This is a genomic window from Photobacterium kagoshimensis (assembly GCF_050337045.1).
GTDB classification, from domain to species: Bacteria; Pseudomonadota; Gammaproteobacteria; order Enterobacterales; family Vibrionaceae; genus Photobacterium; species Photobacterium kagoshimensis.
This window is the reverse complement of record NZ_JAKJSO010000015.1, coordinates 1-15,957: the sequence shown is the minus strand read 5'-3', so window position 1 is coordinate 15,957 and position 15,957 is coordinate 1. Positions and strand designations below refer to the sequence as shown.

The 15,957-nt window shown below is 41.1% G+C and carries 13 protein-coding genes and 1 pseudogene; 10 read left to right on the top strand and 4 right to left on the bottom strand.

Annotated features, from left to right (window positions below; genetic code table 11):
• The first annotated feature begins 139 nt into the window (after positions 1 to 139).
• Positions 140 to 985 carry an enoyl-CoA hydratase/isomerase family protein gene (locus L4C35_RS13560; RefSeq protein WP_428463380.1) on the top strand — a complete coding sequence of 282 codons (846 nt, stop codon included), beginning with the start codon at positions 140 to 142 and terminating at the stop codon, positions 983 to 985.
• A 121-nt stretch (positions 986 to 1,106) separates the two neighbouring features.
• Here L4C35_RS13560 and L4C35_RS13555 read toward each other — a convergent pair whose 3' ends face one another.
• The gene (locus tag L4C35_RS13555) at positions 1,107 to 3,194 is read right to left on the bottom strand and encodes a TonB-dependent siderophore receptor (RefSeq protein WP_428463379.1); all 2,088 of its coding nucleotides are present in this window, start codon (positions 3,192 to 3,194) and stop codon (positions 1,107 to 1,109) included.
• Positions 3,195 to 3,417: 223 nt separating this feature from the next.
• On the opposite strand from L4C35_RS13555, the gene L4C35_RS13550 reads away from it, so the two are divergent.
• On the top strand, positions 3,418 to 3,753 hold the full coding sequence (locus L4C35_RS13550) for a hypothetical protein (protein ID WP_428463378.1): 336 nt from the start codon (positions 3,418 to 3,420) through the stop codon (positions 3,751 to 3,753).
• Between the two features lie 176 nt (positions 3,754 to 3,929).
• Here the strand turns inward: L4C35_RS13550 and L4C35_RS13545 are convergent, their stop codons facing one another.
• Positions 3,930 to 5,435, bottom strand: coding sequence for an META domain-containing protein (locus L4C35_RS13545; RefSeq protein ID WP_428463377.1), 1,506 nt, complete (start codon positions 5,433 to 5,435; stop codon positions 3,930 to 3,932).
• Between the two features lie 293 nt (positions 5,436 to 5,728).
• On the opposite strand from L4C35_RS13545, the gene L4C35_RS13540 reads away from it, so the two are divergent.
• Together L4C35_RS13540 and L4C35_RS13535 are read left to right on the top strand one after the other, a co-directional pair.
• Positions 5,729 to 6,034 (top strand): hypothetical protein, encoded by a 306-nt coding sequence (locus tag L4C35_RS13540; protein ID WP_428463376.1) that lies wholly within the window; start codon positions 5,729 to 5,731, stop codon positions 6,032 to 6,034.
• A gap of 685 nt (positions 6,035 to 6,719) precedes the next feature.
• Complete coding sequence (locus tag L4C35_RS13535) at positions 6,720 to 6,881, top strand: hypothetical protein (RefSeq protein ID WP_428463375.1); 162 nt, start codon at positions 6,720 to 6,722, stop codon at positions 6,879 to 6,881.
• Positions 6,882 to 7,169: 288 nt separating this feature from the next.
• Here L4C35_RS13535 and gcvT read toward each other — a convergent pair whose 3' ends face one another.
• Positions 7,170 to 8,288, bottom strand: coding sequence for a glycine cleavage system aminomethyltransferase GcvT (gene gcvT / locus L4C35_RS13530; protein WP_428463374.1), 1,119 nt, complete (start codon positions 8,286 to 8,288; stop codon positions 7,170 to 7,172).
• Between gcvT and L4C35_RS13525 the strand changes: the two genes are divergently transcribed.
• Positions 8,280 to 8,510, top strand: a complete 231-nt coding sequence (locus L4C35_RS13525) for a hypothetical protein (RefSeq protein WP_428463373.1) — start codon at positions 8,280 to 8,282, stop codon at positions 8,508 to 8,510. The genes gcvT and L4C35_RS13525 overlap by 9 nt on opposite strands.
• A gap of 298 nt (positions 8,511 to 8,808) precedes the next feature.
• On the opposite strand, the gene L4C35_RS13520 is transcribed toward L4C35_RS13525, so the two are convergent.
• Positions 8,809 to 9,435, bottom strand: coding sequence for a helix-turn-helix domain-containing protein (locus tag L4C35_RS13520; protein WP_428463372.1), 627 nt, complete (start codon positions 9,433 to 9,435; stop codon positions 8,809 to 8,811).
• 532 nt (positions 9,436 to 9,967) lie between these two features.
• Here L4C35_RS13520 and gcvH point away from each other — a divergent pair.
• The 5 genes and pseudogenes from gcvH to L4C35_RS13495 form a co-directional block, all read left to right on the top strand.
• On the top strand, positions 9,968 to 10,345 hold the full coding sequence (gene gcvH, locus L4C35_RS13515; RefSeq protein WP_428463371.1) for a glycine cleavage system protein GcvH: 378 nt from the start codon (positions 9,968 to 9,970) through the stop codon (positions 10,343 to 10,345).
• A 167-nt stretch (positions 10,346 to 10,512) separates the two neighbouring features.
• The gene (gcvP, locus tag L4C35_RS13510) at positions 10,513 to 13,392 is read left to right on the top strand and encodes an aminomethyl-transferring glycine dehydrogenase (protein WP_428463370.1); all 2,880 of its coding nucleotides are present in this window, start codon (positions 10,513 to 10,515) and stop codon (positions 13,390 to 13,392) included.
• Between the two features lie 320 nt (positions 13,393 to 13,712).
• On the top strand, positions 13,713 to 14,618 hold the full coding sequence (locus tag L4C35_RS13505; protein ID WP_428463369.1) for a hypothetical protein: 906 nt from the start codon (positions 13,713 to 13,715) through the stop codon (positions 14,616 to 14,618).
• Positions 14,619 to 14,641: 23 nt separating this feature from the next.
• Positions 14,642 to 15,547: a hypothetical protein gene (locus L4C35_RS13500; RefSeq protein ID WP_428463368.1), complete on the top strand. Its 906-nt coding sequence runs from the start codon at positions 14,642 to 14,644 to the stop codon at positions 15,545 to 15,547.
• Positions 15,548 to 15,555: 8 nt separating this feature from the next.
• Positions 15,556 to 15,957, top strand: a pseudogene (locus tag L4C35_RS13495) (hypothetical protein); the annotation flags it as partial.

Sequence of the window (15,957 nt, the reverse complement as noted above, 5' to 3'; positions counted from 1 at the left end):
GAGATAGATATTAATCACACTTCCAACCAAGATAAGATATTTTATGTGATCCTCTCTTCGATATAATCATGATTATTAGTGATAACAAAAACCCTGTCGTAGTCTTATTTAATGTGATTTTTCAACAGGAAGTATCATAGTGACTACCCTAACGCTTTCAGATATCGCAGCTAATCACCTTCTTACGAGTATAGAAAATAATATACTCACCATTACGATGAACCGCCCTAATAAGCTAAACGGGTGGACAATGGATATGATGGAGTCACTCAAAGAAGCCTTCTCGCTGGCCAATACCAACGAGAATGTAAAAGCGATTATTCTCACAGGTGTGGGGAAGTACTATTCTGCAGGCGTTAATTTAGCGGGCACATTAAAAGTCATGCCACCTAAGGCATTACATGAATTGATCGTTAAGAATAACCAACGACTTTTTGAAGTGTTTCTAAACTGTGAAAAGCCTTTACTTGTTGCCATTAATGGCCCAGCAATCGGAGCCAGTGTTACCTCCGCTACCCTAGCAAACTGTATTGTGGCAGCTGATAACGCAACATTTTCAACGCCTTTCTCAGCATTAGGTATTACGCCAGAAGGGTGTTCAAGCTACCACTTCCCTCGTTTACTCGGTGAGGAGAATTGCCAACGTATGTTAGGTAAAGAAGGCTGGAAGCCAACAGCAGAAGAAGCCCTAACAGTAGGGTTAGTACAAAAGGTTGTGCCACAAGCTCTGTTAATGGAAGAAGCAAACCGTATTGCACAAGATTGGGTTATAAATAAAGAAGCTCGCCAGTTCTTGGCAGGAAGTTCACTCAAAGCACTTCAAGCAGCCAATATCCAAGAATCTATCGATCTTGCGGATGCTTTTATGAGCGCTGCTTTTTTAAAAGCTCAAGCTCGCTTCTTCTTCAACAAGAAGAAATATGCACCCTCAATCACTTTCTGCATGCTTTGGGCGTTACGGCCGCTATGGGCGCGATTCATTTAATCGAAAAGAGATGTTTATTACCAGATATCCCTTTAAACCAACGCTTGGCATTCACTTATAGTCAGTCGTTGTTAACTTTAAATATGGCCTACTTGTGCAGGCCATATTTGTGTCATGATAGTTATAAATTAATCTGGAATGTTGCTTTTACAGTACGCTCATCACCATACATCGCATTATGGTTACATCCGCCTCGTAAATACTCTTCATTGAAGAGGTTATTGACATTCACTCGTACTAAACCATCAAGATCATCACTAAGTGCTATGCGATGGGTATAGCCAAGATCAACAAGTGTATATGCGGGCTTAGAGAACTTCTCATACGGATCACCGTACTTCTGCCCTTCGTAACGCGCACCTAGGTGAAAGTTGTTCTTCTCATCAATTTGGTAATTTGCCCAAGCGCCCATCGCAAATTTCGGTGCATCCTTCGCACGTTTGCCTTCAAAGCGTGGATGATCAAGATAACGGGCATCTAACCACATCAAGCTTGATGATAACGATAGGCTATCTGTCACTTGGCCATCAGTTGCTAGTTCGATACCACGGTGACGAACCTTACCATCTTGATGCATGGTATTCGTGCTTCGATCATCGTAAACAAGGTTGTTCTTCTCTATATTAAATAACGCGCCTGATACCAGCATTAAACCTTCAAAGAGCGTTTTCTTTGCACCTAACTCGTACAATTCTCCTCGTTCAGCATCCAGCTTTTCGCCTGCATTTTTATATTTAGCAGCAACGGGATCTTTTGGCTCAAAGCTTTGCGAGTAAGTTGCATACACTGAAGAATCATCAGATGGGTGGTAAATCACTGCAAATTTAGGCAACACATTATTGTGCGTTTCATCTTTGGTCTTTTCTTGATCAAACCGCACCCCAACCAGAGCATGCCATTGTTCATTAATTTCAACGAAATCTTGCACGTAGACACCTAAGCTTTCACGCTCAAACGACTTTTTGCTACCTTTTCGATAATCAAGATCACTCGGCTTATTAATGATCACGTTATCGTTTTTGCTTAACTTGCCAATAGAACCTTTCTTATGCTGCTGATCTGTTTTTTTATAATCGACATAGCTGGCTCCAATCAAGAGTTGGTGAGCCATGCCAGACAAATCTACATGGCCTTTAAAATCCAAATATGCCGTATCAACCCGATAAGTATCAAAGGTGTCACGCGCCATGACATCCCATGTTTGGCTGATCGGATCATAATTCGCTTTTGCAGAGCCTTCGTTGTAAATTTTACCCCAATTACTTTCAATAGTACGGCGATCAACATTCTGACGGTTATATCCTGTGTTTAGCATCCAGTCTTGCGACAGTTCAAAATCAAGATTCACACCGTAATTTTCAACCGTACTATGACGCTTTGCCCAAGGCATATCCCAAACAAGACTTTTACTACCTATAATATCGCCATTCTCGAAAAAGGCTGATCCCATATCAATGTGACCATCATCTTTCGTTCGGTCGTAGTTCAGGCGAACCGTACCGCGGTCACCAAGATCGGCTTCAAAGATCAAAGCACCTACCATACGCTCACTTTCAAGTGCTGAACCATCTTTATGACGACGGTAACTCTCTTTTTTCGCTGTTGAGCCAATTAAACGCGCACGGAGTGTTTCATCACTATTCAATGCCCCACCAACATCCAGTGTTGTTTTAGTATGGTTATAAGCACCAAGCTCTTGGCTAAAGTTCAGATGAAAATCACTCTGCGCTTGCTTCGTTACTAAGTTGATCATTCCAGCTGGAGTCGATTTGCCGTAAAGCAGCGATGATGGACCTTTTAGTACTTCAACACGCTCGTACAACTCTAGCGGCAAAGCATAGTTAGCTAAGTGGAATTGCCCATCACGTAAGTAGCTTTGATCTGGCTCTAGTTCAAAACCTCGCATATAAAAACGCTCACGATTACGACGTGTGTTACCCGCCGAGATACTCGCATCATTTTTCAATACATCACCAAGCGATGTTGCCCCCTGCTCTTCGATAAGCGTTTCATCATAAACGGAGATCGCTCCCGGCGTATCAAGTGGGCTCATTTCCATTTTCATTGCTGATACATTGTCAGCTTGATAACCATGTTGCGTCCCAAAGACAGTCATTTTATCTTCAAATTCTTGTCCTTGATGAGCGTATGCAGAAAAAGGAGCGAGTGCCGCAGCGACTAACACTACCGATGTTTTAATCGTAAACATGTTTTCCCAATATCCATTTAGCGTTGTGTTTTTATTGCTGAACGTAAATGCAAACAATTAGCAATACGTCAAAGCTTGTTACGTTATAACATTTGGTGTAACGTAAAACCACATTGAGGTTATTCAGAATTCAACTTATTTACATTCTTTGCAAAGTAATGATTCACAATAAGTTTCTTAAATAGACAAACATTTACATCATCAATATACAAAAGGTACTAACATGCGCTATTTGACCCTTCCCGTGGTTATTTCTGGTTTATTATCAGCACCATTATTCGCGAACAGTATCGACTTTACTTGCGCAGGCACCTGCGATCAGACGGTTTTGTGTGAAGTGTTGTCAGAACAGACTGCAGCGGAAATAACGGTGGAAGTAGTGAGCTGGGATGGTGAACGTGTTGAAGGCGGTAAGCTCAATAGCTATATGGAGTATGAATTCACCCCGCCTGAAGTGAACTACAACGTTGTATTAAGACAAGAAAAACAGCCAGCAATAACAATCAGTGGGCAAGATATTAATATTCCATGCAAGTGTAAGTGTCCGCCAATAGCCTAGTGCTTATCTTCTCGTTATTACACATTCAGCGCTTTGAGCTGTAACTTTATAGCCTCAAGTATTAAGGCTATGTCACTACCAAAACAAAAAAGTCGCCCTATTGTGAATGCACACTAAGGCGATTTTAGACAAGAGCATATTGAACCCAAGCTATCTTCATAGCTATCCATTCAAAGTTATGGTCTATCCAGATCTTCACTTACAGTTTTATCTTCTATAAGATCAAAAACCATGACGTCAGCTCCTTCAGTATCATCCAAAAACAAATGGAGTTGACCCGCATAAAAACCATAGCGTTCCACCTTAGCTAACGCAGTAAGGAACTTTTTTTCTTGTTGTCGACTTTCGTCACTTCGGCATGCCTTACGCGTGGTAGCAATGGTGGCGAGTTTTATCTCTGTTTTGCCTTCTGAGCTTTGTACTTTACTAGAGTAGTTGTTACAGCCTGTCGAACCAACAAACTGCCCCTCCTCAAACTTCAAAGTACTCGCCGAAAGGGTCGTTTTAGACGCAGGTAATGGCCCTTTCTCCACCAAATGCCAGGCTTTCCCTGCGATTACATCCAGACTAATGCGGCTACGTTGCAGCTTACTGTCATCCTGTACTAACTTTCCGTTCTGGTATTGCCAAAATTGCGTCACAAGATCGCCAGCACAACACATAGGATCTTGTTCACCCGCCTGAATAGATTTCACAACAATATATGGTGGCTCAACATAGAGATCGATAACTTGAACACGATCGCCAATAAGCGCAGTTGCAACATTGTTCGCTTCGCCATAGCCTTGCGCATCAAAGTGCTCATCGAATAGTGATAGGTACGAAAAACGTCCTGACCCACTTGTTTGAAAGTCGGTGATCACAGCAGCTTGAACTTTTTGATTGTTCATCACACTGCCATAAGCCACGAGATCCCCTGCAAAGGTTAGCGACACTTTGTAATAACCGTCATCGACATTTGAAGTACTTGAATTCTGCCAGTCTTCTCCCCATATACCACGCCATAGTCGTTTAGGTTCATTCCCCTCGCCCACCCCTATAATTTCAGCCTGCTGTAAATTCGAAATATCAAGTGCAGAGATCATTGGACTAGGTTTTTCAGTAACTAAATTGCAACTCAGGTTATCCCGTTCAACTTGCACACTTGCGGTTTGTTTATGTGACCAAAAGCTAGCACTATCATTGATGTACTTAGCGCCACTGGCACTTACGGTTGCATCTAACAATTCATTATCTAGCCCATAGTGGAGTATCGCTTTTGCTTGATTGTCGACTTGGTAGAAGCGTACGGAAAGCGCTGGGTGTACTCCGCCAGTACACTGGTAATAAGTCGGGGTGTCATTTACGAGCAATCCTCCCTTCTCTGCCAAGGTTTCAGTTTGCAATGCATAGCTATTTTTCACACATTGATAAACATCATCCGATTTCCAGCAGTCGTTACGGCCTTTTATCCAGCCACGCTGAGAGGCTTTAAAAGTCGCCAACGCCTGCTCAGAGATAACAGGCAGAACCTGCTTATATAAATCGTCCATTTGCAGATCAAGCGTTGCTAATGCCTGATCGTGACAAATTAAGTTCTCGACTTCTCCGGAAGCTTTAGTGCATTCAAAGCTTGGTTTTACATCGCTAGCAAAAGCAATATTCGTAACCAGTATTAACGGTAAACAAGTCAGGCGCTTCATGATCACTCCTAAATCAAAGCAAAACAACATAAATCATTTATTCAAATATCATTCATATCTGATATGTATAAACAGTGAAATAACCCGATATTAGCGCCTCTTAGAGTCAATTAATACAAAAGAGCTCTACTCATTAAAACTTTATAGGTGGGTTGCACCATAAGCATAGACCCCACAAACAAAATTAAGATTAAACATTCTAAAATTGAATAGTTATGACCTGCTATATGAGGATTTTACTGCCACAATTAATAAGATTCCGTGTATAACGAGAAGACGAGGTAACTATGAAAATGATCCGAGCTAGTCTACTTATGGCAGGGTTAGCCATGTCGTTTGCCGCTGCAGCTGAATATCGTATGAATGTGTCATCAGTTAATGATGGCGCGTGGATAACGGTCAGCGAAAATGGTAAAGGAGTCGAAGGAGCGACAGTTACCACCAATATTAATGGCTTAGGGAGTACCAAAACAGATGAATATGGACGCGTATTTGTTTCACTTCCGCAAATACGTTCTCAAACTGTAAAATTCACGGCTACAGACGACACTAGCGGCCAATCTCTCAGCAAGGTCACCTACATACAGCGTGATAAATAACACTTAAAAAACCGCGTCTGTACGTCAGGCGCGGATAATTCCACAGTAGCCACACATTCAAAGATAAGTCCCACTCATCCTAACTGCGATTTCGTCGTGTAAATTTCATAAATAAAAAATATTTTTTTCTATTACTTTCTCGAGCACCAACGCAGATTGGTTGATGTTGAACAAACAAAAACCAAAATTTGCGCACTGCCATTCACTATATTTATGCATTTGAAGTGCAAACTCTCCGAGCGCAACTAATCGTAACTTAGTCGCAATAATCAAACAAAAGACATTTTAAATCATTATTTTATTTAGAGCATAATCACCATAACGCATAAAAATTGTTATTTGCATAGTGACGCATTTTTACTTTTGAAACATGATGTAGATAAGCAAAGCCAAGAATAAGTAACACTCAGAAGTATCTAATAAAATAAATCCATGAACAAAAGATTTGACATCAATTTATTTTGATTTTCATTTTCATTCTTTGGGTGGATAAAAACCTGACACTTCGTTGACATTGAGTTTTTACTTAATAACTAATCTATGTCTGAGCCATATAGCCTTTTGAAATGAATTTGTCCTCATGGATGAATAATGTACTTCATTCAGCTTTCATTCATGGAAAGAGGTCAATTATGACCCATAATGTAACTTTAACTTATTACAGATAACAGTTAGGTATCATAAAATGAACAGAAGACAACTAAAAGCACAACAGCAAGAAGCAACGATTGCAGCGCTCGGTGAATGTTACCGTCGCCTAAAAGAAGCCGGGATCAGCGCGAAAGATTTAACACAAGATGGTTTTCAACTTATGTTTAAGTCGGCGTACAAAAATGCTTCACATTAAACTCAGTGCTATGTGTCATTATTAATAGAGTGCATACCGTCGCGTTAATCACTATCGTATTCACTCTATTCTAACGAATTAAATGTCACATAGCCTATTTGTTTATCCTTTCATTAAATCTTCCATCATTATTCACGCTACTTTGCTCGTTATATTTAACCCTAATAATTAGTTTTTCAATTAGCCTAAAAATAGTTATAACCTTACTAGGTCTTCATTACGAATGAACACAAAAAAAGAGGTGATAAACACCCCTTTTAGTTACTTCATATTCAGTGAACCTATAATTTAGCCACGGTAATAACGTTGTGGTACAAATGGCATTTTTTCAACTGTCATTGGCAGTTTCTTGCCACGTACTTCTGCAAAAATTTCAGTACCAATCACAGCGCAATCTGTTTTCACATATGCCATTGCTACAGGCGCTCCTTTTGAAGGGCCGAATGTACCACTAGTAACAATACCAATCTCGTTATCGGCCGCATCAAATAGCTTGCTGCCTTCACGTACCGGCGCTTTCGACTGGCCTAACAAACCAACGCGCTTACGAGCAACATCTTTGGTTTTGATTTGCTCAAGAACCAAATCTGCACCAGGGAAACCGCCCGCACGCTCACCGTCTGCACGACGCGCTTTGCTAATGCCCCATAATAAGCTCGCTTCAACAGGTGTAGTGGTTGTATCAATATCGTGACCGTACAAACACAGACCACACTCAAGACGCAATGAATCACGCGCACCCAAGCCTATCCACTCGACCTCGCTAAACGCAAGCAACTCACGAGCCAATGCTTCTGCTTTGTCATTTGGCACTGAAATTTCATAACCGTCTTCGCCAGTATAGCCAGAGCGGCTTACGTAACACTCAACACCCAATAGATCGATCTTCGTCGCATCCATGAATACCATGTCACTCACCGCTGGATTTAAACGCGCCAACACATTGGCAGCTTTTGGCCCTTGCAAAGCAAGTAATGCACGATCTTCGATAATCTCCAACTCAACATCAGCTGGAAGATGCGCTTGAATGTGTGCGATATCTTGCTCTTTGCACGCCGCATTAACAACAACAAACAAGTGATCACCAAAGTTAGTGACCATCAAATCATCTAAGATGCCACCTTGTTCATTAGTAAAGAAAGCATAGCGTTGCTTACCCTCAGGCAGGTCAATAATATCTACCGGTACTAATGCTTCGATAGCTTTCGCAGCATCAGCGCCATGAAGACGAACTTGTCCCATGTGCGATACATCAAATAACCCCGCATGCTCACGGCAATGTAAATGCTCTTTACGTACACCAAGAGCGTACTGTACAGGCATGTCATACCCTGCAAACGGTACCATTTTTGCGCCCATTTCAATATGAAGAGCGTGTAGCGGTGTCACCAGAAGATCTTGAGACATTTTTCTTTCTCCGTAGGCCGTACGGCCGTGTTATCCATTACATTATGCGAAGGTGACTATGCCACTCATCACACTACCGCCTTACTTTATCGTCGTAAGGTCATGCGTTACGGGGCTAAACAAAAGCACCCTTTAATATTGCTTCATTCCAATCCAGATATTGCATTCAAACCAGATGAAATTGAGTTTGTCTTTCGTATGGCGCAACCTTTAGGAAAATAAAGACGTGATCTTAAGCACACAAACACCGATCAACAGCAAGATTTTAACATCCACCTTTGCGAAATTGTTAAGAACAACCAACTCAGCGATGGCCTCTAGTTGATAACCATTTTACTGTTCTGTTATCAGTAAAAACATTGGATTATTAAGCAGAAAAACAAGCATAAACGAAATTAATATCAAGATTGAACTCGAATGAAATATCGGCCTACTGCTTCTGCATTTCTCATCTTTCTTTGATGAAATAAAGCGTAATGATCATCTCTGTAATTACATTCAGTGATAACTATAAATATCACTAGGATGCCGTCACCCATAAGATGTTGGCATCCTTCTCACTCACTGAAATCAGCATATGCCCCATATTGGCATCGTAATAGACTGAATCACCTTCGGTTAAATTGACTGGCTCATAAAATTCAGAGAAAAATGTAATTTCACCATTTAAAACTAACAAGAACTCTTCCCCATCGTGACGAATCCAGTCAGGGTAATCACTAAAATGCCGAGCACGCACTTGCGACTTAAATGGCATCATTTTTTTATTGGTTAACTGGGTTGCTAGTAATTCATGTTCGTATGTCGACGTTGGGTGTGGTTTACCTTGTTCTGCCAGCGTAACGTCACGTCGCCCCGTTGTTCTTGTTTGACGAGGAGGCGCAAAAAGCTGAGGCATATCAACATTTAAGCCACCTGCCAACTTTTGCATCGCTTGAAAAGTTGGTGAAATTTGTTCGTTTTCAATTTTAGAAAGTGTTGAACGCGCTAATCCCGTTCTTTTACTGGCTTCTTCTAATGTCAAACCGTGCGACATTCGAATTTCTTTTAATCGCTTACCCAGCTGTAAAGGCTCAATCTTGGTCGATTCACGCTCTCGGGCAACCATCATTGATGGGTAAATATCTTGCTGAGTATCCTCACTCATTACGCCCCTCCTTGGCGGTAAACTGGTTTTATTCTGTCACAGTGAGCATAAAACTAAACCACTTTAAGCAATAAAAACTATGACTTCACTAACAGAATTACTACAAAGTTTCCTATTGGAAACTCGCCCAATTAAATTGACTTAACATGCTTTTTCTTTTCATACACCCACTCAATACTTATCAACTAAGTAAAAAAGGTATCAGCTGCTAAGCCTTGTAAATCAGCCTTGCACATCCATTTGAACACTAAATACTTACTCGTTTAATTCGGCGATAACCCTGTTTTAATCGCCTAAATCATAATCAAACCACACCACAAGCGCAAACGTTTGCTATTTGTAACCAAGATTAAAGTGGCCAATAATACACTATTGGAAATTTTCGTTTGATAACCTCTCTATAGCGTTGTATGTTACGCACTTGTTAGGTGCTTTTAAGCTATTCTCAACACCCTAAAAAAATTATGTCATCGTGAGTACCATCACGCTGATACAAACATTGAAAACGGATACATTGCGCAAGGAGTTATACATGGAAAATACACTGAAGTTCACTGAAAGCCATGAGTGGGTACGCGACAACGGTGATGGCACGATTACTATGGGGATTTCTAGCCATGCTCAAGGCCTACTCGGTGATGTGGTATTCGTGGATCTTCCTGACGTTGGCGACTCAACAGAAGCAGGTGAAACCTTCTCGCTTGTTGAATCTGTAAAAGCGGCTTCTGACATTTACGCACCAGTGACTGGCGAAATCGTTGAGATCAACGAAGAGCTAGAAGACAGCCCAGAGCTCGTCAACGAAGAACCGTACGAAGGCGGTTGGATTGCAAAAATCAAAATTGAAGACGTTGAAGAGCTTGCTAAGCTTATCGACGGTGCGAAATACCTAGAGACTATCGAAGATTAATGCGTATCGGCTTTCTTCGGAAAGCCGTTTTTATACCAACACACAGCAAATACTGCTCGTAAATAACACACTGAGCTGTATTTCCGCGGTGTAACTCAGGTATTAATTTAAGATTATCCAGCCAGTATCAGCTCACGATACTGGTAGCAACTGTTCAGGAAAGAACCATGACCGATATGACTCTGCTACATGCACTCAGTGACGACAACGATTTTGCTGGTCGTCACAATGGCCCAGACTCAGCACAGCAAAAAATCATGCTTGAAACCATTGGCGTTGAAAGCGTTGAAAAGCTGATCGAACAAACTGTCCCAGCTGACATTCGTTTACCAGAGCCAATGCAGCTTGACTTGCCTCAAAGCGAAGCAGATATGCTTGCTTCACTAAAAAAAATCGCAAGTAAAAACATCATCAACAGGAGTTTTATCGGTCAGGGTTATTACAATACACTTACGCCAAACGTTATTCTGCGAAATGTGCTTGAAAACCCAGGTTGGTATACGGCTTACACGCCTTACCAACCAGAGATCTCTCAAGGTCGTCTTGAATCACTGTTGAACTATCAACAAATGATCATGGACTTAACAGGCATGGAACTCGCCAATGCTTCGTTACTTGATGAAGCAACCGCAGCCGCTGAGGCCATGACCCTTTGTCAGCGTGCAGGTAAAAACAAAAGCCAAGCCTTCTTTGTCTCAAATGACATTCACCCACAAACCGTCGATGTTGTTCGTACGCGTGCTGAATTCATTGGCTTTGAAATTATCACAGGCAGCGCAGAAGAACTTGATAACCACGATGTATTTGGTGCGCTGCTGCAATACCCTGGTACAACGGGTGAAATCACAGATCTTACCGACATCATTGAAAAAGCACACGCGAAGAAAACACTGGTCACTGTAGCGGCTGATTTACTATCCCTCACCATTCTGAAAGCGCCAGGAGAAATGGGCGCTGACGTGGTTGTGGGTAGCGCACAACGTTTTGGTGTACCTATGGGCTTTGGTGGCCCGCATGCTGGCTTTATGTCTACTAAAGACAAGCACAAACGTACGATGCCGGGTCGTGTTATTGGCGTATCAAAAGATGCCAAAGGTAACCAATCACTGCGTATGGCGATGCAAACGCGTGAGCAGCATATCCGCCGTGAAAAAGCGACATCAAACATTTGTACAGCACAAGCGCTACTGGCTAACATGGCGGCTTTCTATGCCCTTTACCATGGACCAGAAGGCCTACGTAAAATCGGCCGTCGAGTACACCACTTAACGGCAATTCTTGCTGCTGGTTTACGTAATTCAGGCATCGAACTCGCACACGAAAGCTTCTTCGACACCCTAACGCTAAACACGGGCAAGAAAACCAACGAACTTTACCAAAAAGCACTCGATGCAGGCATTAACCTTCGTAAAGCCGATGCTCAGCTAGGTGTTAGCCTTGATGAAACCACCAAAGTGGCAGATGTTGAAGAACTACTTCACATTTTGACAGGCAATGCATTAAAAGCATCCATGTTCACGGCTGACATTGCAGCTGACGAATATGCGGCTATTCCTGAAAGCTGTCGTCGTACTAGCGAATACTTAACGCACCCTGTTTTCAATAGCTACCACAGTGAAACGCAAATGATGCGTTACATGAAAAAACTAGAAAACAAAGACTACTCACTGACCCACGGTATGATCCCGCTAGGCAGCTGCACCATGAAGCTCAACGCAGCCGCCGAGATGATCCCTGTGACTTGGCCTGAATTTGGTGCACTACACCCATTCGCACCAGCAGACCAAACCAAAGGTTACGATGAACTCGCCACTAACTTGTCTAAAATGCTGTGTGAAGTAACAGGCTACGATGCCTTCTCGCTACAGCCTAACTCTGGTGCACAAGGTGAGTACGCAGGCCTTATCGCGATCCAGCGTTACCACCAAGCCAATGGTGACAGCCACCGTAACATCTGTTTGATCCCAAGCTCTGCGCACGGTACTAACCCAGCATCGGCGGCGATGGTTTCAATGAAAATTGTTGTTGTCGGTTGTGACGACCAAGGCAACATCGATGTTGAAGACTTAAAAGCGAAGATTGAAAAACACCGCGAAAACCTATCTTGCATCATGATCACCTACCCTTCTACGCATGGCGTGTACGAAGAAGCGGTGCGTGAAGTGTGTGACCTAGTACATGAAGCGGGCGGTCAGGTTTACCTTGATGGGGCGAACATGAATGCACAGGTTGGTCTAACGAATCCTGGCTTTATCGGTTCAGATGTATCGCACCTTAACCTGCACAAAACCTTCTGTATTCCTCACGGTGGCGGCGGCCCTGGTATGGGTCCTATTGGTGTGAAATCTCACCTAGCACCTTTCATTCCGGGTCACGTTGAGCATGCTGAAAATGATCAGCAGCAATATGCGGTTTCTGCGGCCAACATGGGCTCTGCATCCATCCTGCCAATTTCTTACGCATACATTGCAATGATGGGCGAACAAGGGCTAACTGAAGCCACTAAGCTGGCTATCCTTAACGCAAACTACGTGATGGAGCGTTTACGCCCACACTACCCTGTTCTTTACCGTGGTACTGAAGGCCGAATCGCGCACGAATGTATTATCGATATTCGCCCAATCAAAGAAGCGTCGGGTATTTCTGAAGAAGATGTGGCGAAACGCCTGATGGACTTTGGTTTCCACGCGCCAACCATGTCGTTTCCTGTTGCGGGAACCTTGATGATTGAGCCAACTGAATCAGAAGATTTAGCTGAACTTGATCGCTTCTGTGATGCGATGATTGCTATCCGTCAAGAAATTGCTCGTGTACAAGAAGGTGAATGGCCACTTGAAGATAATCCACTGGTAAATGCACCTCATACCCAAGTGGATCTGCTAGAGCAAGAATGGGCACACCCATACAGCCGTGAAGTAGCATGTTACCCATCAGCTCAAACTAAAGATGCGAAATACTGGCCGACAGTAAACCGTGTTGATAACGTATTTGGTGACCGTAACCTAATTTGCTCTTGCCCAAGTATCGAGAGTTATATTGAGGATTAATAGTCAATATTAAGGTTAAACCTTAGACATTAACTAAACTCAACAATAAAAGGCGAATCGTATGATTCGCCTTTTTCTTTTTGATATCATCACCATCAATATTACCTTCAATCTTTATCAGTCAAACTCCCAAATAAACCCACTTAATAGAATTATCAATTACATCGTTACAACTATTTTATTGTTGTCTGCCCTGTCGTCTAAGAAAACGGATGAAAACAACCACAGCACACACTAGCATAGTAGAAATTTATTTAATTATTTACAAACAGTAAATTAAAGTGATGATTCATAAATAAACCCATAAAGCACGATAACAAATGAAACCAAATTTTTTCAGCTATCAACTCACTGATGACTTTATCGAAACAGTAAAAACAAACCCGACAGTTGACGTAATTGATGAATTACTCGATTCACAATTTAATGAAGTAGCATCCTCAAATAACAAGCTCAATTGGGATGCTCCATACTATGGTCCTTTCAGATACTTGCGAGAAATGGCTGGACTTCTAATCTTTGGATTTATGTATGGAATGGGCGGTTTTTTTAAAGAAAATTGGGGGAACATAATACCGGCATGGGATTTTGAGTTCTTTCTATCGCTAACTTTCTCCCTTATGGCAGGATTTACTGCTTGGTCAACATTTGCTGAATTGCTTTACTTTTATAGATTTAATAACGATYACATCGCAGTAAAATACTATAGAAATGAACCAGACTTTGTTTTCAAAGCCGCAAAAATAATTGGGTGGGTGGGATCAATCACCTGCATTATTCTTGCGCTATTTTTCGGGCCTACTATTTTTATTGGTGCAGGCGGGTTTGCACTAACGAGCTTTTACTTGATAAATATAAAACGAATAAATAATTATTTTATAATACCCTACAATTCAATTCTTTATATTCAAAAAATAAATAAGGAGAATGAACTTGAATTAGTAATAAAAGAACAAGTATCAAGATGTGATAACGAATACATATATATTTATGAAAAAACATCAAGTGTTAGCTTATACCTCTATGACCATGAAAAGATGGATGAAGTAATTAACTTAATTAATAAAAAGGTGGGTTATGACGTCGAATACTATGAATCAGAAGATGACGAGTCTAGCGTAAACCTACACAAAAAATCCAGAGAATTAGGCACCCCGCTTAACCGTGTCACCATAAATAAAGAAACCCTAGAAATGACACACGATGTATTTACTGAAGAAGTGTGATAATTATTGTGAATAAAGAGACCATGAAACCTAACTTTTTCAGCTATCAACTCACTGATGACTTTATCGAAACAGTTAAAACCACCCCTACAGTTGACGCAATTTACGAATTATACGATTCACAATTTAACGAGGTTGCATCCTCAAATAACAAGATCAATTGGGATGCTCCAAACTATGGTCCTTTCAGATACTTGCGAGAAATGGCTGGAATATTTGGTTTTTTATTTATGTATGGAATAGGTGGTTTTTTAAAAGAAGATTGGGGTAATGTTATCCCATCATTGGACGGAATGTATTTTATATCTCTTATCCCTGCCCTTATGGCTGGATATGTTGCTTGGTCAACATTTGCTGAATTCCTTTACTTCTATCGGTTTAATGATAACTTTATTGCAGTAAAAAGTTATAAAAACGAACCCGATTTTTCTTTCAAAGCTGCGAGGCTAGTTGGGTGGTTAGGGTCAATTACTTGTATTTTTCTTGCGCTATTTTTCGGGCCGATTATTTTTATTGGTGCAGGTGGTTTTGCATTAATAAGCTTTAACCTAACAAATATAAAACGAAGGAAGATTTACCAGATAATACCATACAACTCAATTCTTTATATTCATAAAATAAATAAGGAGAATGAACTTGAATTATTCATAAAAAAACAAGTAGCAAGGTGTGATAACGAATACATATATGTGTATGAAAAAACATCAAGTATTAGCTTATATCTCTATGACCATGAAAAGATGAGCGACATAATTAACTTAATTAATAAAAAGGTGGGCTATGACGTCGAATACTATGAATCAGAAGATGATGAGTCTAGCGTAAACCTACACAAAAAATCCAGAGAATTAGGCACCCCGCTTAACCGTGTCACCATAAATAAAGAAACCCTAGAAATGACACACGATGTATTTACTGAAGAAGTGTGATAACTATTGTGAATAAAGAGACTATGAAGCCTAACTTTTTCAGCTATCAACTCACTGATGACTTTATCGAAACAGTGAAAACAAACCCTACAGTTGACGTAATTGATGAATTACTCGATTCACAATTTAATGAAGTAGCATCCTCAAATAACAAGCTCAATTGGGATGCTCCATACTATGGCCCACATAAATATATACGTGAAATAGCTGGATTTATAATATTTACATTAATGTATGGAATGGGCGGTTTTTTTAAAGAAAACTGGGGGAACATAATACCTGCATGGGATTTTGAGTTCTTTATATCGCTAACTTTCTCCCTTATGGCAGGATTTACTGCTTGGTCAACATTTGCTGAATTGCTTTACTTTTATAGATTTAATAACGATCACATCGCAGTAAAATACTAC

Bases quoted from the DNA above. Each gene is read 5' to 3' on its own strand.
- L4C35_RS13555 (WP_428463379.1), bottom strand. From the start codon at position 3,194: ATGTTTACGATTAAAACATCGGTAGTGTTAGTCGCTGCGGCACTCGCT.
- L4C35_RS13550 (WP_428463378.1), top strand. From the start codon at position 3,418: ATGCGCTATTTGACCCTTCCCGTGGTTATTTCTGGTTTATTATCAGCA.
- L4C35_RS13545 (WP_428463377.1), bottom strand. From the start codon at position 5,435: ATGAAGCGCCTGACTTGTTTACCGTTAATACTGGTTACGAATATTGCT.
- L4C35_RS13540 (WP_428463376.1), top strand. From the start codon at position 5,729: ATGATCCGAGCTAGTCTACTTATGGCAGGGTTAGCCATGTCGTTTGCC.
- L4C35_RS13535 (WP_428463375.1), top strand. From the start codon at position 6,720: ATGAACAGAAGACAACTAAAAGCACAACAGCAAGAAGCAACGATTGCA.
- gcvT (WP_428463374.1), bottom strand. From the start codon at position 8,288: ATGTCTCAAGATCTTCTGGTGACACCGCTACACGCTCTTCATATTGAA.
- L4C35_RS13520 (WP_428463372.1), bottom strand. From the start codon at position 9,435: ATGAGTGAGGATACTCAGCAAGATATTTACCCATCAATGATGGTTGCC.
- gcvH (WP_428463371.1), top strand. From the start codon at position 9,968: ATGGAAAATACACTGAAGTTCACTGAAAGCCATGAGTGGGTACGCGAC.
- gcvP (WP_428463370.1), top strand. From the start codon at position 10,513: ATGACCGATATGACTCTGCTACATGCACTCAGTGACGACAACGATTTT.
- L4C35_RS13500 (WP_428463368.1), top strand. From the start codon at position 14,642: ATGAAACCTAACTTTTTCAGCTATCAACTCACTGATGACTTTATCGAA.